Below are 22,907 nucleotides of genomic sequence, written 5' to 3'. Positions count from 1 at the left end.
TGAAAGCATCCAGCGCTTTTTTTATGGAAAATCAAATCTGCTGGAAGCGATCATGATGTTTTATGTTAAAATGTGAAGAAATTGCTGGAAAAGGAGAATGTTAGAAGATGTTCATTGCCATCATTCATGGAATCGTGCTTGCTTTTGGCCTCATCTTACCATTGGGCGCACAAAATGTATTTGTGTTTCAGCAAGGAGCGCTTCAGCCGCGATTATATCAGGCTTTACCTGTCGTTATCACTGCTGCTCTTTGTGATACACTATTAATTGCATTAGCTGTCATTGGTGTTTCTGTTGTGGTGTTCACCATTCCTGTACTGCAAATCGGTCTTTATATCATTGGGTTTTGTTTTTTAGTTTATATGGGATGGTCCGTGTGGAACACAAGCTCATCAACAGATGCTAAAGAGAAGCAGGAATTCATGCCTGCGAGAAAACAAATTGTCTTTGCCTGTTCAGTTTCACTTTTAAATCCCCACGCCATTCTCGATACCATTGGTGTGATTGGAACAAATTCGCTTCAATATAACGGGGCAGAAAAATGGGCATTTACACTCGCTTGTATCATCGTGTCCTGGTTATGGTTTATTGGGCTCGCTCTTTTAGGGAAAATGCTAGGGAAGTTAGATACAAACGGTAAGTGGATGAACCGTATCAATAAAGCTTCAGCGGTCATGATCTGGCTTGTCGCGTTATACATTGCCTATCAATTGATTGTATAAAAGTACATAGAGAAAAAAGCGAGAAGCGTTTGGGTAGATGAGAGCCCGCGCTTTTTTGTATTTTGACGTTTAGCCACCTTTGCATGAGCGTATCGCTCATGCCTTTTTAGGTTATTTTTTGAAAATCGTTTGATTTAAAAGACGGAAAGCTTGTACGATATCATCCATTTGTTCTATATCCGAGGAAGTTAGGCTGTCTAATACCATCCCTTCGATATGCTGAAAGGCTTCGTTCATACAGGCACGGCCTTTGTCAGACAGCATAATGACATGTTTTCGTTTGTCATCACGGTCTTCTTCTCTATCAATGAATTGTTTCTCGTGCAGTTTTTTAAGTTCTCTGCTGACATTCGGAAGAGACATGTGCTGACAGTCGGCAATTTCACTAGGCGTAAGCGGCTCGCTGACAGCTAGTTGCTCTAGTATTAAGTATTGTAAGGTCGTTAAGTTAGCTGGTTTGACTTTGTTCATCAGGTCATGTTTTAGTTCTGAAAAAGTAGAAGCAAATGTTACGAATTCCTTGAAGAAATGGGGATGTTTCATGTTTATCACCTCCTACGTAACATACCAAAATTATTATCAAAAAACAATTATCATTTGACAACTATTTAACGGAGGTATATCATTTTGTTATCAAATGATAATAAAAGGAGATCATACATGAATGTACTCATTATTTATACTCACCCCCATCACAATAGTTTAAATGGTGCTTTTTTAAAAGAAATCATGAAAGGCAGTGAAGAAAATCCACTAGTTCATGAAGTGAAAATCATCGATTTATACAAAGAAGAATTTGATCCTGTGCTGATTTTTAATAAAGAGAAAAAAAGGCGTGACATGCATAAAGACCCTGACATTCGGATGTATCAGGAGAAGATCAAATGGGCGGACAAAATCGTGTTCGTATATCCTATTTGGTGGGGAAGACCTCCAGCCATGCTGCTTGGCTTTATTGACCGCATGTTTGCTGCGAATTTTGCTTATCGTCAAACAGGCGGGCTGTTTCCAGAAGGACTGTTAAAAGGAAAAAGTGCTGTTTGTGTATCGACGATGCAAGGGCCAACCAACTACCCTTTGTTCTTTTTGCAAAATGCACACAAGATCTTAATGAAACGAGCCCTTTTACACTATGTCGGAATCAAACCTGTGAAGTTCTTTGAGTTCGGCATGATGGAAAGCCCAAAAGGAAAACATGACGTCAAATTAAAACGTATCTACAACTATTTCAGAAAAATCAGCTCATAAAATAGTTAGCGAAGTCACTTTTCTTCTAATTCAATCCTTTTATGTTTTAAAATAACAGTGAGGGTGGGAGAACTCTTCCTCGTCATTTGAAAAGGGGGATATGGATGAAGAAAACATTGTTTAAAGATGCAGCGCTTTTAACACTTGATCCAACTTTAGGTTTTTTAGAAAAAGGAGATTTATTAATTGAAGGGACACACATTTTAGAGGTCGGACCTTTCATTGAAGCAAATGATGCTGACACCGTCGATGCGTCCGATATGGTGATCATGCCAGGGCTTGTGGATACACATCGTCATGTGTGGCAGTCTGTTATCAGAGGCATAGGCACAGATTGGTCGTTGCAGACATATTTGAGCAAAATCTATTATGGAAACTATGGTGCGATGAGACGCCCATCCGATGATCGAATCGCAAATTATTTAGGGGCATTAGAGGCATTAGATGCCGGAGTGACCACATTTCTAGACTGGACGATGATCAATTCAATGGATCATACAGAAGAACTCATCAGAGGTTTGAAAGATGCGGGCATTCGAGCTGTTTTTGCTTTCGGTTCCTCTGGAGATGCTGAGTATTGGGATAGGGAGAGCACGCTCACCAATATGGAGGACGCAGCACGCGTGAAAAAAGCGCATTTTCAATCATCAGATCAGCTTTTGACGATGGGGCTTGCGATTCGTGGACCAGAGTTTTCTTCATGGGAAACTTCAGTATTTGAAATTGAAACAGCCCGGTCTCTAGATGCTTTATGCAGTATGCATATTGGCTTTGGGAACTGGGGAGCGGAGGATCGTTCAATTGAGCGACTTCACAAAGCGGGATTACTTGGACCTGATCTCAACATGGTGCATATCAATGCAATCGATGCGGATCAAATGAAGATGCTGGCAGACAGCGGAAGCTCCATATCCATTACACCTGAAATTGAGATGATGATGGGTCACGGTTATCCTGTCACAGGACTTGCGATCGAACAAGGTGTTCTTCCAACACTCGGTGTAGACGTGGTCACAGCGACAGGCGGTGATTTGTTTGCTCAAATGAAATTTGGACTTCAGGCAGAGCGCGCGCTCCAAAATCAATCATTGCTGATGGAGGGCATTATGCCAGGACCTGAACTTGGGATTTCTGCTCATCAAATGCTTGAAGCTGCGACGATCAATGGAGCTCGTGCATTACAGCTTGATCATAAAATTGGCTCGCTCACACCTGGAAAAGAAGCTGATTTCATCCTGATCGACCGGACAAGCATGAATCTTCTGCCGATGACAGATCCGGCTGGAGCAGTTGTCCAAACGGCACATCCTTCAAATGTTGATTCTGTCTATGTGGCTGGAAAAGCAGTGAAACGAAACGGAAAGCTTGTCGGTGTGAACCTAGAAGAGGTCAAACGGAAAGCTTATGCGGCAAGAGATCATATTCTATCGCATAAGTTTGAATCAACTCCATCATAAACAAACATATCCCCATAGGCAGCGGCCTATGGGGAATAAATTACAAGGATTCTTTAATGACCTTTTTGTAATACTGGACAGATAGGAATCCGAAGATAGAATATAACACCGTATAAATCGACATGACGATGAGCATTGGTGTCCACAGTTCACCGCCGAATAAAAACCAGCCTGACTGTACGGCAAAGTAGCTGTGCAGCAATCCGATGATGAGCGGAATCCCAAAGTTAAATAGCTGTTTGAGTCGTATGCCTTTTAATAGATCTTTCTCTGTAAAGCCAAGCTTACGTAAGATCGTGTACGAGCTTTGTTCTTCTTCACTTTCATTCATCTGTTTGAAGTATAAAATACAGCCTGATGTGACAAGGAAGCTTAAACCTAAAAATCCAACCACAAACATCATCAGTCCCATTGTTTGCTTTTGCTGCTGAGCTGAAGCTAATTGAGACATGCTGTTGTCACTTAGTTTTAAAGATGTAAACACATCATTGGCTTGTTCAAGATTTTGATCATCTTTTATATTGATTGCGTTATATTGGTTATTCTCAAGCTGCAGTTTAGGATCTTTCTGCTGGTCAAGCTGCTCAAAAACACTTTGACTTACGACGGCAACAGGCAGACCGCCAAAAGTGAACTTGTAAGAGATGATGTAATCTTTCTTCATATCAATGACTTTTAAATCAAGCGGTTTCTTGATAAGAAGTTTCACATCACCTGAGCTTTGAATCGGCATGAATTTCTTCAATATATCACTGTAGCCGCTTAAAATGACTTCGTTGTTCTCCACATGAATATTAGGTGCATTTTTCTCACTGATCACAGACAGTGTCAAGACTCCTGGATCCTTCTTCAAACTATCTAATTCCGAATCCATGATCTTCTTTGCGTCAAAATCCGCTTGAATGACCTTGAACTGCTTTTTTTCATATGCAATATGTTTGTCAGAAAGTGCACGAGCGAAGGTATTGGCTTCTTTCTCTGAGCCCATGACAAAATGTGATGGAATCTGTTGTTCAGCCGTTTTTTCTGCTGAGTAATAGGAAATGTAGCTTAAAGATAACAACCCGATGGCAAGAGCAGATACGGTTGTAATAATCGTTAAAAGCAGTGCATTTGATTTTAATCGGAACATAATAGATGACAAAGACAGGACTTCATGAATGGCGAGATAGCCATTTTTTCTTTTACGTACAATATTGGCAATGAAAGAAACAGAGCCTTTATAAAAAAGAAAGGTACCGATAATGACAGAGGCTAGAATATAAATCATGGCTAAAAATAATTCAAGTATAGACGTATATGAGCCGCTAAAAAGCTGAGAAGAAATATAATAGCCTGAGCTGATCAAGGCAATACCGAAAACCCCAATGATGATTTCAAACACAGAGATCTTTTTCACACGCTGCTCTGTAGAAGACGTGGTTCGAAACAAAGATAAAATTGTCTGTTTACTAATAAACCGTCTATTTCTTAGCATAATTAATCCATAGATGATGAAAAAGACGATAAGTGTCTGCAAAAGGGCCATGCCTGAAAAATGCAGGTTGGCGATGGCGTTCACGCCGGTTACTTTAAATAACACCATCAGCATGAGCTTTGAACCAATAAATCCAGCTATGATGCCAACAGCCATTGAGAACACGTAGAGGATAAAATTTTCTGCATTGAGCAGTTTGGCAATTTTTTGTTTCGTCATGCCAATGAGTTGCAGGAGACCTATTTCTTTCCCTCGGCGTTTAATAAAAATGCTGTTCGCATATAACAGGAAGATCCCAACGATGGCAATGAGCAGCACCGAAGCGGCTTTAATCGACGCACCGCCTTTAATGGACCCTTTTACATCATCAAGTGCTGGTGAGTACTGCAAGGTGACAAAAGAAAAATAGAGCGCCACACTAAACACGAGAGCAAACACATATAAATAGTAATTCTTCAAATTTTTCTTCAGGTTACGGAGAATGAGCTGATTAATGTTCATGCTTCACACCGCCTAAAACACCTTGCGTTTTCATAATATCCTCGAAAAACATCTTTCTCTCTAAAGCACCTTTATTCAACTGAGTATAAATTTGTCCGTCCTTGATAAAAATGACGCGTCTTGAATAGCTGGCTGCAACAGGATCATGTGTCACCATAACAATGGTCGCTTTTCGTTTTCGATTGAAATCTTGCAGTTTATTGAGTAAATCAGATGCAGATTTGGAATCAAGCGCTCCAGTAGGTTCATCTGCGAAAATCAGACTTGGCTCATGAATGAAGGCACGAACCGCTGAAGTCCGCTGCTTTTGTCCACCAGAGAGTTCATTCGGATATTTGTCTCTTAGTTCATAGATGCCCATGTCCTCCGCAAGCTGTTGAAAACGTTCGAAAGCTTCTTTCTTCGGCGTTTTGGAGATGGATAATGGCAAGAGGATGTTCTCTTTGACCGTGAGTGTATCAAGTAAGTTATAATCCTGAAAAACAAAGCCAAGCTGCTTTTTTCTGAATTCTGCGAGCTGCTGATCTTTCATTTGTGTCATCTCAACATCTGCGATACGAATTGATCCGCTGGACACATGATCAATAGAGGACAATACGTTCAGAAGGGTTGTTTTCCCCGAGCCTGATGGCCCCATAATACTGACAAATTCTCCGGCTTCAATGGTCAAATCAATGCCACTCAGCACCTCTTGTTTGTTGAATTTATTTCCGTAGCTTTTATATATTTTGCGAGCTTCTAAAATGTTCATTTGTCGATCCCCTTTTCTATTTAATTGATAACTCTAGTATAAAAAGAAGCCCGCCGGACTTCCTTCGATTTGGCGAACAAAACAGACGAGCATGTGACATTGTTGTCACATGCTTGTTTTTTTAAACGGTTCATATGTTTTGTTTAAGTTTGTTTCTGATCATCACACATTCATTTTATCTGTTTTTCATTCTTATGTATCAATCTTCTTGGATTTTTCTTGGTATTATGACGTTTTGGAGCTTTACATGGTCATTTTATTCATGTAAGATATGCATATCAAATATATGCATAGTAAATCTATGTATTGGGAGTGATCAGGAATGAAAGTAAGTAAAGAGCTTTTAAAGGGAAGTACAGCTACCCTGATTTTAAGTTTGTTAAATGAAAAGCCAATGTATGGATATGAAATGATCAAAGCATTGGAGGAGAAGTCTGAAGGTATTTTCAGCTTTAAAGAAGGAACAATCTATCCGATTTTGCACAACTTGGAGGGGAAAGAATTCATTATCTCTTACTGGGGCGAAGGGAATGGCAATCGGAAAAGAAAATATTACAAAATAAATGAACAAGGAAAAGCATTTATGCAAGAAAAGAAAGAAGAATGGGATGTTTTCAAAAATGCAGTCGATGGCGTGTTGAACGGAGTGAAAATCGCATGGGATTAGAAAAAAAGTTTGAAAAATATATGAAGAATGTATGTAAACGAGTCAAAAATAAAGATGTCCATTTGGAAATCAAGCTTGAACTTATGGATCATCTATACACGCTAAAAGAGGAAGCGATGAATGCTGGGATGTCTGAAGAAGAGGCGGTGGATCAAGCGCTAGAGCAAATTGGGGATGCGACCATTCTTGGAGCGCAGCTTCATGAAACACATAAAACCGAAATGGATCTTAAAATGTTTCTTCTTGTATTAGCCGCTTGTTCTTTTGGACTGCTTATCATGTACTTTTTGCAGTTTCATTCGGAGTTTACAAATCTACAAGACATGAATATTTTTTATAAAAGTCTCGCCTTTTATTTAGTTGGACTAGTGCTTATGTTTGTTTTATTTTCCTTCGATTATCGGCGCTTATTGAAATACTCCTGGCATTTATATATAGGGACGCTTGGAATGGTGCTTCTGACGATGATTTTTGGCATAAGAGTAAACGGTGTTCTGTTTTTAAGATTAAGCGATATCTCAATCAATTTGACGGAGGTCGTACCATTTCTTGTGGCTGTTTCTTTAGCAGGTATCTTTCACTCTTGGAATTGGGAGAATGGTCTCAAAGCTTAGCTTGGAGTAGGGATTATGGTTTTACCAGTTATTCTAATCAGTGCGATTGGTTTTCTTCCTGCGACCGTTATCTGTTTTGTCATGTGTTTAACGATGATGTGTGTGTCTAGTGCTAGTTTAAGGCAAATCATTCCGCTGGCAGCAGCAGGCGGTATATATCTAATGTTTGAAATGTTTTCTCTTTTTCAAGCAGGTAGACAACTTTACACAGTCCATCAATTTAGTTCAAACGGACTTCAAATCATTCCTTCTGCAATGTCCGAGGTTCACACTGATTGGATGTTTACATATATCATTTTTTCATTTGGCTGGCTAGCAGGAGTCGTTGTACTTATGTTGTTTGTCATTTTTATTTACCGAATCTTTCATACAACAAAACGCGTAAAAATGGCTTATGGAAAAATGCTGATGACAGGTTTTGCAGCTGTGTTTGCAGCAAAATTGATTTTAAGCATTGTTACTAATTTCGGCTTTCTGCCTTTTTCTGGATTGTCCATGCCTTTCATGAGCTATGGCGGTTCTCATATTCTGCTTGAATTGATGGCTGTTGGGATGATTTTAAGTATTTATAGACGTAGAAAGATGGGAGATATTGTGCGTCAAGAGGCAGAGAGCATTTCTTAAATAAAAGAATGAAATCTCTTCGCACTAGCTTGCAGCCGTATGCGAAGAGATTTTGATTCGTCTGTTTTGTTACATGCTCGCAATATGCACAAAATCATTCTTTTTCGGAAAGATGAAGGTGAAGGTTGTGCCTTGATCTATCGTGGAGTTGACCTCGATCTTGATATGAAGAGCGTCTGCTCCTTTTTTTGTTAAATAGAGTCCCATTCCTGTTGAGGCTGTGTCATTGTGATGTCTAGTTGAGGTAAAGCCTTTTTCAAAAATACGTGGAAGGTCTCTTGGGTCAATTCCTCTGCCTTGATCTGTAATCGTCAGCATCACTTGGTCATCCATTTTCTTGCTTTCAATGGCAATATCGGACGATTGGCTGTACTTGACTGCATTTGTGAGTACCTGTCTGATCATAAAGGATAACCATTTTGTATCACTTAATACGTGACGTTCTTCTAGCGTGAGTTCAAAGCCGATCCCTTTTTGCATGCACCATGATTGGAGCGCTTTGATTTCCTTCGCTATGATGCTTTGCAGGTCCAGCTGTTCAATAAATAAATCATTTTCGATATGACGTATTCTGCTTTGATGCAGCTGGGCATCGAGTAATAAATGAATTCTGAGCCATTCGTACGTCATATTTGATTTTAGCGGCTGCTCTGTTAAGCGGTCAATCATCAAGTGCATCGCTGTGAGAGGTGTCTTCACTTCATGTATCCATGAGAGTAATTCATCCTTCTCTTCTTCAAGGGCAATTTGCTGTTCTGCTGCCATTTTTCGGTAGCGGGCAATTTGCTCAGACGTCGCATCATGTACAAGCTGTTCAAATGGGGAAGATGGCGTGAGCCGCATTTGATGATCAATATGATCATCCCATTCTTTCAGCCGCTCATAATACGCCGTTTCTTTACGGTATCGGAAAAAGAGAAAGACGATCATGAAAAACGTAGATAATAACACAATATAAAAAAGAGATGCCATTGGAATGGTCGTATCCAAATAAGCAACAAACAGAATGAGGAGCTGCAAACTAAGAAAGAACAGAATCCAGCTTCTTCGTTCTTTTAAAAATGCGTGCAGCATCATTGATCATCCTTTTCCTTTGCAAGATAGCCTTGGCCCACTTTTGTTTCAATGTAGGTGCCAAGGGAGATCTCATCTAGTTTTTTTCTAAGGCGATTGACGTTCACAGTAAGTGTATTGTCACTGACAAACCGTTCATCCTCCCACAGTGCTTGAATGAGTGATTCCCGGCTGACAATATGATTTTTATGCTGAATCAATTCCTTGAGAATAAATAACTCATTTTTCGTTAATTCAACTTCACCGTGATCATTTGTGACGGTGTTTTTTTCTAGATCAATCGTAGCGCCGCACCATAACTTTAAGCTAGCCGGTTCTGCATTATAATCATGCACGCGGCGAAGGACAGCACTGACTTTGGCAATAAGCACGTCAAAGTGAAAGGGCTTTTGTACAAAATCATCGGCACCGAGCTGCATTGACATGACCATATCAGCAGGGTGGTCACGTGAGGAGAGGAAGATGATTGGTACATTTGAATGATGCCGAATCATCCGGCACCAATGAAAGCCATCGTATTTTGGGAGCTGTATATCGATAATGACGAGATCAGGCTGAACAGAAGTGAATTCCTGCATCACCTGTTGAAAATCGTGAATCCCATAAACATCATAGGACCAGTTGACTAAACGTTCTTTGATTTCTTGGAAGAGGGTTGTATCATCCTCAATGAGTAAAATTTTAAACAAAACCAGCACCACACTTTTTGTATTCGCTTGTATGTCATTGTAGCGGAAAAAAGATGCTGCCGCTAGAAGCATATAAGAAAAAAGCAAGGGAAGGGCTCCCTTGCTTCAGTTTATTTACCTAAAAAGTGCTTTTTAAAGAATGATAGTTGATACTCAAGTGTGAGCGGATCATTAAAATAGAATTCTTCTGCATTTGCCACATACACACGATGTTTTTTCACAGCTGGGATGGACTTGTAAATTTCACTGTTTTGATAGGAATTGTCCATTTCGCTGTTTTTACTAATGATCATATAGTCTCCAGCAAATTCAGGAATAACTTCTTGTGAAACCGCATAGTAGCCAGCCTTTAATGCTTTTTCTTTCACTTTTTCAGGCATTTTTAGTTTCATTGCTTGGTAAAGAATTTCTGTGCCCCGGCCCCATGCATCTCCGAACACGTAAAGATCTTTTGTGCCACTTTCAAACACAGAAACCGTCGCATCCTCGCCGATTTTTGCTTTAATTTCTTTTCCAGCTTCAGCTGCGCGTTCTTTAAAATCTTTTACCCATGCTTTGGCTTCTTTTTCTTTGTTTAATACTTTTCCAATTTCAATATGCTGCTGTAGGTAATCGACTTTGTTATACGTAAACAAGACGGTTGGTGCAATTTTTTTTAGTTTTTCTACATTTTTTGTATTGCTTAAGCCAATGATGACATCAGGCTTTAACTTCATGATTTTTTCGACATTGGCATCCGACACTTCTTCCACATTTTTTAATTCCTTTTGGAAGCGAGGGTTCTTTTTTGACCAAGAGTCGACGCCGACCAGGTTCACACCAAGTGACATAACATTACCAGTGTAAGAACCAAGTACAACGACACGTTTTGGGTGCGCTGGCAGCTTCACAGGGCCATTTTCAGATTCATATGTAATTTTGTCTGATGCTGTTGATTGATTTCCTTTATTTGAGGAAGAGCTGCTGCTATTGCCACATGCGCTCAATGCAAGTACAAAGATGAGCATCAGAGGGAACAATATTTTCTTCATGAATGTAGACTCCTTTGAAATCGGCACATTAGCCGGGTATTTGATTGTATGAGTGATAATGATAATTATTATCACTTGGATATCATATCATAGAAGTGCGGTCTGTTGTCAATTACATTTTGATAGTTGGTGATAAAAAATAGGAGAGGAGATTTTTGGTAGAAAAAAAAGATCAAGGCAGCATGTGTCCTGATCTTTTTTCTTATTTAAACCAGCCTTTTTCTTTTGAGCGTGTAATGGCTTCAATGCGGTTTTTCACTTCTAGCTTATCTAAAATAATGGAAATGTAGTTTCGGACAGTGCCGCTTTTAATGCTGAGCTCCTTCGCAATTTCTTTTGTGTTTTTGCCGTCGGCAACGAGTTCAAGGACTGATTTCTCTCGATCTGTTAAAGGGTTTTCGTCACTATATAAGTCTTCCATTAATTCAGGGGCGTACACCTTTTTCCCTTTCATCACACTGCGAATGGCACTTGCCAGATCTTCACTTGGACTATCTTTCAGCATATAGCCGCTGACGCCAGCTTTGAGCGCCCTTTGGAAATAACCAGAGCGGGCAAAGGTCGTTAAAATGATGATTTTTACATTTGTTCCTTTGAGCTCTTCCGCTGCATCAAGTCCCGTTTTTCCTGGCATTTCAATATCCATTAAGCAAATATCAACAGGGTGTTTTTTGGCAAAATCGATGGCGTCCTGACCGTTCGTACCTTTTCCAACAACCGTCATATCGTCTTCTAAATCAAGAAGTGAACCGAGCGCACCGAGCAGCATTTGCTGATCTTCTGCGATAAAGATGTTGATCATTTCATCCCCTCCTTGTCTTTTGCTGCTGAATCATTTGGAATGCTCATGATCAGCTTTGTTCCGTCCTTTGTCTCAATACGCAGGCGCCCATTTGCAAATTCCAATCTTTCTCTAATTCCTAAAAGGCCATGCCCCTTCATTGGAGAGAGTGGATCATCGCCTTTAAATGTCCCGTCATCCTCAACGGTGATGATAGCTTCCTTTGATTTTTGATGAATGGTGACTTTGCAAACGGTCGCATCACTATGTTTGACGACATTTGTCACGGCCTCTTTGATGCACATGCTTACAATGTTTTCGTTAAGAAGAGAGATGTGTTTTGGCGCTTCCTTTTCATCATAAATCAATTCAATCCCCGCTGCTTCGAGAATTTGCTCGATGTTCGACATTTCATCCTTGATCCGAATACCTTTCATGGAGGAAACAATTTTCCGCACTTCATTGAGAGACGTTCTGGCTGTTTGCTGGATGCTTTTCAGTTCGGCGCGTGCCTGCTCTGGGTCTTTATAAACCAGTTTTCGGGCAAGATCACTCTTTAAACCGATGAGGGAAAGCTTTTGTCCAAGGGTATCATGCAGATCACGTGCAATGCGCTGCCTTTCTTCAATTTTTACAAGGTCAGCGATCCGTTCATTGGCATCTTCTAATTTCTCTTCGAGCCGTTCACGTTCCTTCCTGCTTCGAATGCTGAGAGGGAGGAGAATGGCACTAATGAGTGTAATGAGAACCAAGGGGATTTGCGTGAGAAACCAGCCCTTTTTTAAGATCAGACTGAAGTTTACAGCAATGGCGGCGCTCCCGACATGAATATAGTATAAGATATAGAAAGGTACTTTTCTTTTAATATGCCCATTGAAATAGGCGATGCAAAAAGCGAAATAAATGTAGCTGTAGAGCATGACATAGCCAGTAGAAATCGCAATCAAGAGAAGGCCTAATACATATAAAGACCAGCCTTTTGCGATAAAGGCAAAACGATAGACAGCGAAAAAGACAACGTTCAAAATAATGCCGATTACAATGCCTAAAGTCGAAGGAGCCTTAATGATAAAATAAAAGGGAAGGATGAAAAAAATGGCCCATATATAGGGAGAAATCCCATGTAATTTTTGAATTTTTAACTGTTTTTTCATCCGTGTGCCACCTTTTCCGTTTTCGTTCTTTTTCCTTACTTTATCAAATTCAACTTATGGTTGCATCCTGTAAATGACAACAAGCTCCTTCTAGTGTAAGAAAGAGCTTGCACCAATTATGCATTTTTCTTTAGAATGTCTCCTTTAATGACAGGTGCGGGCATCTTCTTAGATTGCCGTGCTTCTTTAAAGGTAACGAATGCTTTCGTTTCTTCATCCCAAAGTCTAAATTTCATTGATTCGATACTTGTTTTTAAAGTGATGGTTGGAACATTTTGAAGCGGCTCACTATGATCATGTGCATGTTCCAAGTGATAATTCGGTACCCTCGGACTTAAATGATGAACATGGTGATAGCCGATATTGCCTGTTAACCACTGAAGAAGCTTTGGCAATTTGTAAAAAGAACTGCCTTCTACTGCCGCCTGCACATAATTCCAATGTTCATCTTCTTCAAAGTAAGAATCCTCAAATGTATGCTGCACATAAAACAGCCATACACCGATTGATCCTGAGATCAGGAAGATTGGACCTTGGACAAGCAGGAACTCCTGCCAGCCAAAAAGTAGACACGTTGCAGCTGCTAGCGCAATGATGCTCACATTTGTGAAATACGTGTTCCAGCGCTCTTTTTTACGAGCATTTTTGACGTTGAAACGGTTTTTTAAGAGAAAAACAAAGATCGGTCCTAAAATAAACATCACAAAAGGATTACGATAAAATCTGTAGCGGAATTTCGTCCATGCAGATGCTTCTTGATATTCTTTGACTGTCAGGAGCCAAATGTCACCAGTACCTCGTTTGTCTAAATTACTGCTTGTGGCATGGTGAATTGAATGATCTCTTTGCCATTGAAGATAAGGGAAAAGGGTGAGTACACCCGTTATGAAACCAAACAGGTGATTCAGCGGCTTCTGTTTAAAAAAGGATTGGTGGCAGCAGTCGTGAAAAATAATAAAGACACGTACTAAAAAACCAGCTGCAATAACCGCAAAGAAGAGGGTTAAAAGGTAGGAGATGTTCAGGCTATAATAGGCAAGAAACCAAAGCCCCAAAAATGGAATAAATGTATTAATGAGTTGCATGATACTTTTTTTTGAATCAGCACCAGAGAATTGGCCAACTTGTTTTCTTAAAGTGGCTTGCTGCTGTGTGTTTGTTGAAGTCGTCATGAACGTTCAAGTCCTTTCCGTTTCTTTCTACTTCAAAGTATAGAAGGAAAGGTGTCATGCTCATAGTAGCACCCATCATGTATTTAATATGACATTTGTCATGTTGATTGCAGGAAAGGCTGACGGTATCAGGGTTTGTAAGCTTATTTTATTTTAAATAAAAAAGTAAAGGCGCTTAGCCTTCACTTTTTATGAACGTGCTTCATGAACTTTTAACTGCTTGCCTTTAATGGTTGTGTGGCGCATAGCATTTAGCACAAGAGGGCCTTTGCCGTTTAAAATATCGACATATGTTTTCGTATCTTGAATGGTAATAATCCCAATGTCATCAAAGGCAACGCCTTCTATTTTGGCAATGGTCCCAACGAAATCAACGGCCCGCAGCTTTTTTTTCTTCCCGCCGTTAAAATAAAGCTTCATAATATCTTTCTCAACGCCCGCCTGTTTATTTTCCTTTTGAATTGGCGTTTCAATCTTTTCTTCAAAGCCTTCTACATGCTGCTCTGCATCTTCCTTTGTTGGATAAGGCTGCGTTTTGAAATCAATACCTGCTTCCTCTTTTAATTCATCAATCAGAGGTTTTGCATTTTTCGTCATAAACGCAATGGTTTTTCCGCTTTTTCCCGCTCTGCCTGTTCTTCCTGTTCGGTGAATATAGCGCTCTTTTTCATAGGGGAGGTCATAATGAATCACATGTGTCATGTCACTGACATCAATGCCCCGGGCTGCTATATCGGTTGCGATCAAATAACGGAATTCCCCGTTTTTGAATTCATCCATAACAGCGAAACGGTCTTCCTGTCTCATGCCTCCATGAATTTTGTCACAAGGCACATCCCAATCATCCAGCTTCATCGTGAGTTCATTGACTCGATCCTGTGTATTACAGAAAATAATGCAGCTATCTGGATTTTCAATGACGATCGTACGCTGAAGAAGAGAGAATTTCGCTTCTTCTTCCGTTTCAATCACGGTGTGGGTGATTTGTGGTACAGACGTTTCCGCGCGTGCAATTTCAATTACTTTTGGTGATTGTAAAAACTGTTCACTTAATTTCTTCATCTCATCAGACATGGTCGCTGAAAAGAGCATTGACATGCGCTTTGGCGGCAGATACTCAATAATAGAAGAAACTTGCTCAATAAATCCCATGTTCAGCATTTCATCCGCTTCATCTAACACGAAAAATTTAAGGTTTTCTAAGGAAAGAGTACCTTTCTCAAGGTGATCCAAGACTCGTCCTGGTGTTCCGCACACAATGTGGTTTTTTTGTGCAAGCTCTACTTTTTGGGCTTGAAAAGGGGCTTTTCCATAAATGGCTGCGGCTTTAATTCGTTTCAATCGTCCAAGGCTTGTAAGGTCCTGTTTTACCTGCATGGCGAGTTCTCGCGTTGGAACGAGGATGAGGGCTTGAGGTTTATTTTCAGCCCAATCGACCATTTCACAAATCGGCAGACCATAGGCTGCGGTCTTGCCACTGCCAGTCTGAGATTTGACGATCAGATCCTGCCTTGAAAAAGCAACGGATAATGTCTCGTGCTGAACAGGTGTAGGTGTATGGAAGTGAAGTGCTTTTAGCGCTTGTTTTAAATCATCGCTTAATGGATATTGATCAAATTGTTGTAATGTCATCGTGTTCTCCTTTTCGTACATTCATACTTGTGACATCATACCATAATCATGACCGTGAATGAAAAGACATGAAAAAAAGCCCCATAAAGGAGCTTTTTGATTAAAGGAATCTGCGTTTTACTTTTTCCCAGTAGGAGTTGTCTTTTAATTTTACCGTTTTAATGACTTTTCCTGAAAGGCCGATGTCGATTTGTTTGACGTGTTTTGTGCCAAGCGCTTCGTTATCAAGCCCGATAATCGGATGGTCGTTTCCGTCCTGCACAACCTTCAGCGTTAGCTTGCGGTCACTGCTTAAGATGAAAGGAGCGCCCAGTGTACGGTACGAGTTGTTGTTTAGCGATGCAAGCTCTGTGACTTGCATACAAGGGAGCATCGGATCAACCACGGCGCCGTTTACCGATTTATTGTAGGCTGTTGAGCCAGTCGGAGTAGAAATAATCATTCCGTCTCCTCTAAATGTTTCAAAGTGGAAATCATCTATATACACATCGATCACAAATGTTTTAATAATGCTTGAGCGGATCGACAGTTCATTTAAGCAATGAAATTGATTGGTACTGTCAACGCTTACATCAATGATCGGATATTTTCTCACTTCAATCTGTTCAGTGTTCATGGCATCAATCATTTTATCAAAATGTTCTAATGAAAAATCGCAGTATAGATGCGAATTCTCTGTTTTTGATACCCCTACATATAAGCAGTCATCCCGGAAGTTCGTTTTGCGGACTGCTTGAAGAAATGTGCCATCTCCGCCAATTGAAGCAATAATATGGGCATCCTCTGCACGCTTGACGACTTGAAAGCCTTGATCAGTAGCGAGCTTCTCCAGAGAAGAAATGTGTCCATCCAATTCATGATCTTTTTTGTAAAAGAAAAATACATTGCGACGATTGTCTGTCATTGACGTTCTCCCCTTCGTTGTCAAAAGTAGATTTAGAGTAATAAAGGGCTTACATATGAAGCCTTGCTCACATTTTACACTTTTTTCATATGAAAGTAAAAACATTAGAAAAACCTTCATGATGGTGGCATTCATTTTTAGAAATGAGTCAATGTAAGGGATTTGAAAAGGGCAGAATTTGAGCATAATTGAATAGCTGTTTTCTTATGAAAGAGTGGATTAGGTGTTTTGTTGTGGTGAAGACCTAGCCTAATAGGTGCAGAGAGAGGATAAAAAAGCCAATTTTTCGTCACACGTATCTCTTGGCAGACGATGTAAAGTTGATCGTGAAAGAAGAGAGGTGCTATCATATGATGAAATGAAATGTAAAAAAACCACAATTCCTGTGAAACATTTCATGTGAATATTCGTATCAATGAAGAGAGACAAAAAGGAGGAGAAAAAGATGAATGCGAAAAGATGGGTAGCGTTAATCATTGCACTTGGAGTTTTCGGATTTTCAATTGTGATTAGTGTCACGACGGCTTTGTATGAAAGCTTCAATGACAATAAAATGAGCTATCAATTTGGGGATGAAATAGAAGAAAAGGTACTAGAGGATGGAAGCGGTGCTGGAAAAATAGCGGTTCTTGAGATTAATGGAACCATCCAAGATAATGGCGGCGCATCGAGTCTATTAGGCGGAGAAGGTTACGATCATCGTGCATTCCTCAAGGAACTAGAAAAAGCGAAAGATGATGCTTCAGTAAAAGGTGTACTGCTACGCGTCAACTCTCCTGGCGGCGGTGTCTATGAAAGTGCAGAAATACATAAAAAATTAGAAGAAGTGAAAAAAGCGAAGAAGCCGATTTACGTCTCCATGGGCTCTATGGCAGCTTCTGGCGGCTACTACGTATCAACTCCAGCCAAAAAAATCTTTGCTTCACCTGAAACATTAACAGGATCGTTAGGTGTGATCATGCAAAGCTTGAACTATTCAAAGCTGGCAGATAATTTAGGTATTAAATACGAAACAATTAAGAGCGGAAAATTCAAAGACATCATGTCGCCAAATCGTGACATGACAAAAGATGAGCGCGACATCATGCAAAGCATGGTGGATAACTCGTATGAAGGATTTGTCAAAGTCATCTCTGAAGGACGCGGCATGTCAAAACAAGACGTGAAGAAAATTGCTGACGGCCGGGTCTATGACGGAACACAGGCGAAATCGAACGGATTAGTCGATGAGCTTGGATATTATGAAGATGCAATCAAAGCAATGAAGAAAAATGAAAAAGGGTTAAAAGGAGCGACAGTGATCAGCTATTCTCAAAGTTTTGGCTGGAACTCTCTCTTCAATATGAGCGCAAGCAAACTCTTTAAAAGTGAAATTGATTTTCTCAATCTAAAAGAAACACTGGCTGGCTCAAATGGGTCTAAACCGATGTATCTCTATTCAAAATAAAGGAGGGATCATAGATGGATTCTACATTCGATGAAGTAACCGAAAGCCGTAGCCAAGAAGAATCGAATCCGGCTCTTGCGAAACATGCAGTGATTGAAGCACAGGCGTTTGCAGGCTTTTGGATTAGGTTTTGGGCGTTTATTCTTGATTGGCTCGTCGTCTGGGGTGTCAACCATTTGACGGTTTCTCCAATCTTTAGTCTGTTCGGCTGGTCCAAAGGAGGAGGATGGTTTTCTCCATTCTCCGTCACAACGACGATTGTATTCCTGCTTTATTTCGCCATCATGACGAAATTCTTTCAGCAAACACTTGGGAAAATGGTGTTTGGAATCAAAGTGGTCTCACTTCAGCCTGAGAAGAAGCTGGCATGGGATGTCATTTTCTTTAGAGAGATTGTAGGACGCTATATCAATACGCTCTTTGTTCTCTATGCTGTTGTTGGATTCACACCGAAAAAGCAAGGGGTTCATGATTACTTTGCTGATACGGTGGTCGTCCATGAACACCTATATGAAAAAACAGAAGCAAACGTATAATCAGAGGAGTTTGGCCGGGTACCGGTCAAACTCTTTTTTTTATGATTGGGTATAAAATCCAGAATGAGAGCCATAATCGTAGAGGAAGCATCATTTGTTATGAAGGAAGTGAGCACAGTGCTTTACGTTTGGATCGCAGCTTTTTTGTTCCTTGGAATCTTATTAATCTTCATGAAAGTGACCATTTCACTGGATTATTCACATGCAAATGACGATGATCATCTTGCACTGAAGATCATCACCTTATATGGAATCATCAGACTCAAAAAAGACATTCCGATGGTGAGGGTCAATCCAGAGGATCAAACGATTGATATACGTGAAAAGAAAATGGCGAGCGCCAAAACCCCTAGTCACGAAAAAGAATCCATACATAAAAAAGTGGGAAAACGTGATATGAAGCAGATCCTTCATCAAATGGAGCGCATCACAAAAGAGATCGTCGATTTAAACCGGATCATGCGTAAATTCTTCATTCGCATGAGAATTGTCTCGTTTCACTGGTCAACATGGATCGGCTTTCATGACGCTGCTTTGACAGGTGTAGCAGCCGGCGGTGTATGGTCAGTGAAAGGAGCACTACTTGCCTTTATGCAGGAGCATCTCACCTTTAAGCATAAACCGGTATATGAAGTCATTCCTGCCTTTCAGCACAATGTGTCACAGACCCAGTTTACATGTATAGCTTATTTTCGTATTGGACATGCTATGCTTGCAGCCATTCGTTTACTTGTTCATTGGTTAAAAGGAAGAAAGGCGAGAAAAAGTGCCTCTCTTCAAGCAACGAAGAATGAATCATCTGTTTAAGGAGGAACCCGAAAATGGCAGATCATCCAATCCAAGGTCTTATGAAGACAGCGATGGAAAACTTAAAAGAAATGATAGATGTGAATACGATCATCGGCGATCCAGTCGAAACCCCTGACGGCAGTGTCATCCTTACTGTGTCGAAGGTTGGTTTTGGATTTGCAGCCGGCGGCAGTGAATTTAACGGAAACCAAAAGAAAGAAAAACGTTCTGATGATCAAGAACGAAAAGAACCGCGACTCCCATTTGGCGGAGGAAGCGGCGGAGGTGTGTCTATTACACCAATCGCCTTCTTAATTGTCGGAACAAACGGCGTTCGAATGCTTCATTTGGATGAACATACACATCTGCTTGATAAAATATTGGATTCTGCTCCTCAAGCAATTGAACGTCTTCAGCACATGTTTAAGAAGGATGAACGGGAGAACCGTCATAAAGAACGAAAACTAGATGACATAGACCTTTAAAAAGTTAGCTGCGCTGCAGTTAACTTTTTTTTCAAAAGCGAAGATTAGGCTTTGCAGTTTTTTGCTTTCTCTACTATGATAGAACCATACATTTGATAAGGGAGGAATTGTTTTGGCATCGATCACATTTAAAGGGAGTTCTGTCACGCTTGTAGGAAATGAAGTAAAAGTAGGCGAGCAGGCTCCGGATTTCACGGTATTAACGAACTCACTAGGGGAAGTTTCACTTTCTGATTTAACAGGAAAAGTGACGATCATCTCAGTGATTCCTTCTATTGATACAGGTGTGTGTGACGCACAAACAAGACGTTTCAATGAAGAGGCAGCCGGTTTAGGTCCGGTCAATATCTATACAATTAGTGCAGACCTTCCATTTGCACAAGCACGCTGGTGCGGAGCAAACGGAATTGAAAATGTCGAAACATTATCTGATCACAGAGATATGTCATTTGGTGAAGCATTCGGTGTGTATATGAAAGAATTGCGTTTATTGGCGCGTGCAGTTTTCGTATTAGACCCTAATGGGAAAGTGGTTTACACTGAATACGTAAGCGAAGCAACGAATCACCCAAATTATGAAAAAGCCATTGAAGCTGCAAAATCACTGTTATAAAAGCAGCATCGACAAGAGCTCCGGCTTCATACTGGGGCTCTTTTCAATGAGAACATATAGCTTTTAACAAAGCGAGGAGAGAAAAGCATTGCAGAAAGATCAAGTAAGTACGATTTTCGAGCTGCTCGATACAGCTTCTATTCGATTAAAAAAGGACCAAAGCATTTCCTATATTGAGGCATTAGCTGAAGCAGGAGAAGCCTTTTTCCAAGCAAATGATCGAGACGGTTTACTAAAGGATTTAATAGAGAAAGCAGATTTTGCCTCTTATGATCATGAGCAGATTCGTAAAGCGTTTCAGCTCGCCGTATTGAAAGGACAAAAGGATATTTCCCATCCAAATCGTCAGATGACACCAGATACGATCGGGCTGTTTGTCAGCTACTTGGTGAATAAATTTTTAGAAGGACAAAAAGAGCTAGTTGTCTTTGATCCAGCAGCAGGAACAGGGAACTTACTGCTTGCTGTCTTAAATAATCTGACTGCAGAAACAAAGCGCGGCTTTGCGTCTGAAATTGATGATGTCCTCATTAAAATTGCATGGGCACAGGCGAACTTGGAAGAGAAGGAAGTCGAGCTTTTCCATCAAGACAGTCTTGAGCCGCTTTTGATCTCTCCAGTAGATGTCACTGTATGCAGTCTGCCAGTTGGTTATTATCCAAATGATGAGCGTGCAGCAGACTATGAATTAAAGGCAAAAGAAGGACATGCCTTTGCGCATTATTTATTTATTGAACAAAGCCTTCGTTATACAAAAGAAGGCGGCTTCTTGTTCTTCATCATTCCAAACGATTTGTTTGAAGGAAAAGAAAGCGTGCAATTAAAGGACTTTATCAAAGATCATGCATATATGAATGCATTAATTCAGCTGCCGGTCTCCATGTTCAAGGACAAAAAGCACGCCAAAAGCTTGTTTGTGATGCAAAAGAAAAAGGAAGGGCTCGAAGCACCAAAACGGATGCTGTTTGCCAATCTACCGTCTTTCTCACAAAAAGAATCAATGTTGGGTGTAATGAGAAAATTAGACCAATGGTTTATAGAAGAAAAAGAAACGAAAGAATAGCCAGAGTGATGTCTGGCTTTTTTATTATTCAGAAAATATCGACTTATCGATGTAAGCGATAACAGTTCGAAGGTGCACTTGAAATGCAAAGTTTTCAATGTTTAAATGAAAAAGTCAGATATTTTTCGGACTTATCGTTAAACTATAAAAGACCCGTCATACAGGTTGAATATAGCACCGGAAAAAACGTGAAACCTTATATAACAACTGAGTAAAAGGAGCGACAAGAATGTCTAAAATTATTGCAATCAACGCAGGAAGCTCATCTCTTAAATTCCAATTGTTCGACATGCCAGAAGAAACCGTTTTAACAAAAGGTCTTGTTGAAAGAATCGGAATGGACAACAGTATCTTCACGATTTCTGTAGATGGAGAAAAGAAAACAGAAGTCACAGATATTCCAGATCATGCAGTAGCGGTTAAAATGCTACTTGAAAAACTAATTGAATTTAACATCATCAAAGACTTTAATGAAATTGATGGCGTAGGACACCGTGTTGTTCACGGTGGAGAGAAATTCAGCGACTCTGTTCTTTTAACTGATGAAGTCATCAATGACATTGATCAGCTTTCAGAGCTAGCACCACTGCACAACCCTGCAAACGTTGTAGGAATCAAAGCATTCAAACAAATTCTGCCTGACGTACCAGCGATTGCTGTGTTCGATACAGCTTTCCACCAAACAATGCCAGAGCAGTCTTACCTATACAGCCTTCCGTACGACTACTACAAAAACTTTGGTATTCGTAAATACGGATTCCACGGGACAAGCCATAAGTTCGTAACAGAGCGTGCATCAGAGCTATTAGGCCGTCCTCTTGAAGAGCTTCGTCTGATCTCTTGTCACCTTGGAAATGGTGCGAGTATCGCAGCAGTTGAAGGCGGAAGATCAATCGATACTTCAATGGGCTTCACGCCGCTTGCGGGTGTTGCAATGGGAACACGTTCAGGTAACATTGACCCTGCCCTTATTCCATTTATTATGGAGAAAACAGGACATACAGCTGAAGAAGTACTTTCAACTTTGAATAAGAAGAGTGGTCTTTTAGGTGTGTCTGGTCTATCAAGTGACCTTCGTGATATTGAAGAAGCAACAGAAGAAGGAAACGACCGTGCAGAAGTAGCTCTTGATATTTTTGCAAGCCGTATTCATAAATATATCGGTTCTTATGCAGCGAGAATGAATGGCGTAGATGCGATCATCTTCACAGCTGGAATCGGTGAAAACAGTTCAGAAGTAAGAGCACGTGTCCTTCGTGGTCTAGAATTCATGGGCGTTTACTGGGATCCTTCTCTTAACAACATGAGAGGCGAAGAAGCATTCATCAGCTACCCGCACTCTCCTGTAAAAGTGATCGTTATTCCAACGAACGAAGAAGTCATGATTGCAAGAGACGTTATGCGCTTAGCGTAATCAAAATGAAGAAGCTCTTTTCCAATAAGGAAAAGAGCTTTTTTCTGTTAAAAGCAGCATGC

General features: G+C 40.4%; 24 protein-coding genes. 13 read left to right on the top strand and 11 right to left on the bottom strand.

Annotated elements, in window-relative coordinates; all coding sequences use genetic code 11:
- The first annotated feature begins 107 nt into the window (after window positions 1-107).
- Window positions 108-722, top strand: coding sequence for a LysE/ArgO family amino acid transporter (locus MHB79_RS13345; protein WP_310024154.1), 615 nt, complete (start codon window positions 108-110; stop codon window positions 720-722).
- A 111-nt stretch (window positions 723-833) separates the two neighbouring features.
- Here MHB79_RS13345 and MHB79_RS13340 read toward each other — a convergent pair whose 3' ends face one another.
- Window positions 834-1,265, bottom strand: coding sequence for a MarR family winged helix-turn-helix transcriptional regulator (locus MHB79_RS13340; RefSeq protein WP_340989945.1), 432 nt, complete (start codon window positions 1,263-1,265; stop codon window positions 834-836).
- Window positions 1,266-1,382: 117 nt separating this feature from the next.
- On the opposite strand from MHB79_RS13340, the gene MHB79_RS13335 reads away from it, so the two are divergent.
- Together MHB79_RS13335 and MHB79_RS13330 are read left to right on the top strand one after the other, a co-directional pair.
- Window positions 1,383-1,970 (top strand): NAD(P)H-dependent oxidoreductase, encoded by a 588-nt coding sequence (locus MHB79_RS13335; RefSeq protein WP_050943566.1) that lies wholly within the window; start codon window positions 1,383-1,385, stop codon window positions 1,968-1,970.
- A gap of 104 nt (window positions 1,971-2,074) precedes the next feature.
- Window positions 2,075-3,427: an amidohydrolase family protein gene (locus MHB79_RS13330; protein WP_340989943.1), complete on the top strand. Its 1,353-nt coding sequence runs from the start codon at window positions 2,075-2,077 to the stop codon at window positions 3,425-3,427.
- A 40-nt stretch (window positions 3,428-3,467) separates the two neighbouring features.
- On the opposite strand, the gene MHB79_RS13325 is transcribed toward MHB79_RS13330, so the two are convergent.
- The gene (locus tag MHB79_RS13325; protein WP_137055343.1) at window positions 3,468-5,405 is read right to left on the bottom strand and encodes an ABC transporter permease; all 1,938 of its coding nucleotides are present in this window, start codon (window positions 5,403-5,405) and stop codon (window positions 3,468-3,470) included.
- Window positions 5,395-6,156 carry an ABC transporter ATP-binding protein gene (locus MHB79_RS13320; RefSeq protein WP_003216695.1) on the bottom strand — a complete coding sequence of 254 codons (762 nt, stop codon included), beginning with the start codon at window positions 6,154-6,156 and terminating at the stop codon, window positions 5,395-5,397. Before MHB79_RS13320 ends, MHB79_RS13325 begins: the two co-directional genes overlap by 11 nt.
- Window positions 6,157-6,478: 322 nt before the next feature.
- On the opposite strand from MHB79_RS13320, the gene MHB79_RS13315 reads away from it, so the two are divergent.
- From MHB79_RS13315 to MHB79_RS13305, 3 genes are read left to right on the top strand one after another with little or no spacing between them, the layout of a single operon-like run.
- Window positions 6,479-6,823 carry a PadR family transcriptional regulator gene (locus MHB79_RS13315; RefSeq protein ID WP_003216467.1) on the top strand — a complete coding sequence of 115 codons (345 nt, stop codon included), beginning with the start codon at window positions 6,479-6,481 and terminating at the stop codon, window positions 6,821-6,823.
- A complete protein-coding gene (locus tag MHB79_RS13310; RefSeq protein ID WP_340989941.1) occupies window positions 6,814-7,437 on the top strand; it encodes a permease prefix domain 1-containing protein in 624 nt (207 codons plus the stop codon). The genes MHB79_RS13315 and MHB79_RS13310 overlap by 10 nt, the downstream gene beginning before the upstream one ends.
- Before the next feature lie 15 nt (window positions 7,438-7,452).
- Complete coding sequence (locus MHB79_RS13305; RefSeq protein ID WP_340989940.1) at window positions 7,453-8,061, top strand: FtsW/RodA/SpoVE family cell cycle protein; 609 nt, start codon at window positions 7,453-7,455, stop codon at window positions 8,059-8,061.
- A gap of 69 nt (window positions 8,062-8,130) precedes the next feature.
- Here MHB79_RS13305 and MHB79_RS13300 read toward each other — a convergent pair whose 3' ends face one another.
- The 8 genes from MHB79_RS13300 to MHB79_RS13265 form a co-directional block, all read right to left on the bottom strand.
- Window positions 8,131-9,135, bottom strand: a complete 1,005-nt coding sequence (locus MHB79_RS13300) for a sensor histidine kinase (protein WP_251190223.1) — start codon at window positions 9,133-9,135, stop codon at window positions 8,131-8,133.
- Complete coding sequence (locus tag MHB79_RS13295; protein WP_226805363.1) at window positions 9,135-9,824, bottom strand: response regulator transcription factor; 690 nt, start codon at window positions 9,822-9,824, stop codon at window positions 9,135-9,137. The genes MHB79_RS13300 and MHB79_RS13295 overlap by 1 nt, the downstream gene beginning before the upstream one ends.
- Before the next feature lie 110 nt (window positions 9,825-9,934).
- Complete coding sequence (locus MHB79_RS13290; protein ID WP_137055339.1) at window positions 9,935-10,855, bottom strand: iron-hydroxamate ABC transporter substrate-binding protein; 921 nt, start codon at window positions 10,853-10,855, stop codon at window positions 9,935-9,937.
- A gap of 202 nt (window positions 10,856-11,057) precedes the next feature.
- Window positions 11,058-11,657, bottom strand: a complete 600-nt coding sequence (locus MHB79_RS13285; RefSeq protein WP_050943572.1) for a response regulator transcription factor — start codon at window positions 11,655-11,657, stop codon at window positions 11,058-11,060.
- Window positions 11,654-12,790, bottom strand: coding sequence for a sensor histidine kinase (locus MHB79_RS13280; RefSeq protein ID WP_003216252.1), 1,137 nt, complete (start codon window positions 12,788-12,790; stop codon window positions 11,654-11,656). The genes MHB79_RS13285 and MHB79_RS13280 overlap by 4 nt, the downstream gene beginning before the upstream one ends.
- 116 nt (window positions 12,791-12,906) lie before the next feature.
- Window positions 12,907-13,962, bottom strand: a complete 1,056-nt coding sequence (locus MHB79_RS13275; protein ID WP_050943573.1) for a fatty acid desaturase — start codon at window positions 13,960-13,962, stop codon at window positions 12,907-12,909.
- Window positions 13,963-14,151: 189 nt separating this feature from the next.
- Window positions 14,152-15,594, bottom strand: coding sequence for a DEAD/DEAH box helicase (locus MHB79_RS13270; protein WP_340989939.1), 1,443 nt, complete (start codon window positions 15,592-15,594; stop codon window positions 14,152-14,154).
- 100 nt (window positions 15,595-15,694) lie between these two features.
- A complete protein-coding gene (locus MHB79_RS13265) occupies window positions 15,695-16,498 on the bottom strand; it encodes an NAD kinase (protein ID WP_003216672.1) in 804 nt (267 codons plus the stop codon).
- A 445-nt stretch (window positions 16,499-16,943) separates the two neighbouring features.
- On the opposite strand from MHB79_RS13265, the gene sppA reads away from it, so the two are divergent.
- From sppA to MHB79_RS13230, 7 genes are all read left to right on the top strand, one after another.
- Entirely contained in the window at window positions 16,944-17,945 is a 1,002-nt protein-coding gene (gene sppA / locus MHB79_RS13260) for a signal peptide peptidase SppA (RefSeq protein ID WP_012010881.1), read from the top strand.
- 14 nt (window positions 17,946-17,959) lie between these two features.
- The gene (locus tag MHB79_RS13255) at window positions 17,960-18,481 is read left to right on the top strand and encodes an RDD family protein (RefSeq protein WP_137055335.1); all 522 of its coding nucleotides are present in this window, start codon (window positions 17,960-17,962) and stop codon (window positions 18,479-18,481) included.
- Between the two features lie 99 nt (window positions 18,482-18,580).
- A complete protein-coding gene (locus MHB79_RS13250) occupies window positions 18,581-19,288 on the top strand; it encodes a DUF2953 domain-containing protein (protein ID WP_106032619.1) in 708 nt (235 codons plus the stop codon).
- Window positions 19,289-19,302: 14 nt separating this feature from the next.
- On the top strand, window positions 19,303-19,755 hold the full coding sequence (ytfJ, locus tag MHB79_RS13245; protein WP_003216488.1) for a GerW family sporulation protein: 453 nt from the start codon (window positions 19,303-19,305) through the stop codon (window positions 19,753-19,755).
- Between the two features lie 112 nt (window positions 19,756-19,867).
- Entirely contained in the window at window positions 19,868-20,368 is a 501-nt protein-coding gene (gene tpx, locus MHB79_RS13240) for a thiol peroxidase (RefSeq protein WP_003216787.1), read from the top strand.
- A gap of 88 nt (window positions 20,369-20,456) precedes the next feature.
- The gene (locus tag MHB79_RS13235) at window positions 20,457-21,431 is read left to right on the top strand and encodes a class I SAM-dependent methyltransferase (protein ID WP_003216620.1); all 975 of its coding nucleotides are present in this window, start codon (window positions 20,457-20,459) and stop codon (window positions 21,429-21,431) included.
- A gap of 229 nt (window positions 21,432-21,660) precedes the next feature.
- Entirely contained in the window at window positions 21,661-22,845 is a 1,185-nt protein-coding gene (locus tag MHB79_RS13230) for an acetate kinase (RefSeq protein WP_003216471.1), read from the top strand.
- Window positions 22,846-22,907 lie beyond the last annotated feature (62 nt).

Source organism: Bacillus sp. FSL M7-0558 (genome assembly GCF_038003245.1).
Taxonomy (GTDB): Bacteria; Bacillota; Bacilli; order Bacillales; family Bacillaceae; genus Bacillus; species Bacillus pumilus.
This window is presented reverse-complemented; position numbering and strand designations above follow the sequence as displayed.

What these genes read in the sequence shown, in the direction of transcription:
- MHB79_RS13345 (WP_310024154.1), top strand. Translation starts at nt 108, where the DNA reads ATGTTCATTGCCATCATTCATGGAATCGTGCTTGCTTTTGGCCTCATC.
- MHB79_RS13340 (WP_340989945.1), bottom strand. Translation starts at nt 1,265, where the DNA reads ATGAAACATCCCCATTTCTTCAAGGAATTCGTAACATTTGCTTCTACT.
- MHB79_RS13335 (WP_050943566.1), top strand. Translation starts at nt 1,383, where the DNA reads ATGAATGTACTCATTATTTATACTCACCCCCATCACAATAGTTTAAAT.
- MHB79_RS13330 (WP_340989943.1), top strand. Translation starts at nt 2,075, where the DNA reads ATGAAGAAAACATTGTTTAAAGATGCAGCGCTTTTAACACTTGATCCA.
- MHB79_RS13325 (WP_137055343.1), bottom strand. Translation starts at nt 5,405, where the DNA reads ATGAACATTAATCAGCTCATTCTCCGTAACCTGAAGAAAAATTTGAAG.
- MHB79_RS13320 (WP_003216695.1), bottom strand. Translation starts at nt 6,156, where the DNA reads ATGAACATTTTAGAAGCTCGCAAAATATATAAAAGCTACGGAAATAAA.
- MHB79_RS13315 (WP_003216467.1), top strand. Translation starts at nt 6,479, where the DNA reads ATGAAAGTAAGTAAAGAGCTTTTAAAGGGAAGTACAGCTACCCTGATT.
- MHB79_RS13310 (WP_340989941.1), top strand. Translation starts at nt 6,814, where the DNA reads ATGGGATTAGAAAAAAAGTTTGAAAAATATATGAAGAATGTATGTAAA.
- MHB79_RS13305 (WP_340989940.1), top strand. Translation starts at nt 7,453, where the DNA reads ATGGTTTTACCAGTTATTCTAATCAGTGCGATTGGTTTTCTTCCTGCG.
- MHB79_RS13300 (WP_251190223.1), bottom strand. Translation starts at nt 9,135, where the DNA reads ATGCTGCACGCATTTTTAAAAGAACGAAGAAGCTGGATTCTGTTCTTT.
- MHB79_RS13290 (WP_137055339.1), bottom strand. Translation starts at nt 10,855, where the DNA reads ATGAAGAAAATATTGTTCCCTCTGATGCTCATCTTTGTACTTGCATTG.
- MHB79_RS13285 (WP_050943572.1), bottom strand. Translation starts at nt 11,657, where the DNA reads ATGATCAACATCTTTATCGCAGAAGATCAGCAAATGCTGCTCGGTGCG.
- MHB79_RS13280 (WP_003216252.1), bottom strand. Translation starts at nt 12,790, where the DNA reads ATGAAAAAACAGTTAAAAATTCAAAAATTACATGGGATTTCTCCCTAT.
- MHB79_RS13275 (WP_050943573.1), bottom strand. Translation starts at nt 13,962, where the DNA reads ATGACGACTTCAACAAACACACAGCAGCAAGCCACTTTAAGAAAACAA.
- MHB79_RS13270 (WP_340989939.1), bottom strand. Translation starts at nt 15,594, where the DNA reads ATGACATTACAACAATTTGATCAATATCCATTAAGCGATGATTTAAAA.
- MHB79_RS13265 (WP_003216672.1), bottom strand. Translation starts at nt 16,498, where the DNA reads ATGACAGACAATCGTCGCAATGTATTTTTCTTTTACAAAAAAGATCAT.
- sppA (WP_012010881.1), top strand. Translation starts at nt 16,944, where the DNA reads ATGAATGCGAAAAGATGGGTAGCGTTAATCATTGCACTTGGAGTTTTC.
- MHB79_RS13255 (WP_137055335.1), top strand. Translation starts at nt 17,960, where the DNA reads ATGGATTCTACATTCGATGAAGTAACCGAAAGCCGTAGCCAAGAAGAA.
- MHB79_RS13250 (WP_106032619.1), top strand. Translation starts at nt 18,581, where the DNA reads ATGAAGGAAGTGAGCACAGTGCTTTACGTTTGGATCGCAGCTTTTTTG.
- ytfJ (WP_003216488.1), top strand. Translation starts at nt 19,303, where the DNA reads ATGGCAGATCATCCAATCCAAGGTCTTATGAAGACAGCGATGGAAAAC.
- MHB79_RS13230 (WP_003216471.1), top strand. Translation starts at nt 21,661, where the DNA reads ATGTCTAAAATTATTGCAATCAACGCAGGAAGCTCATCTCTTAAATTC.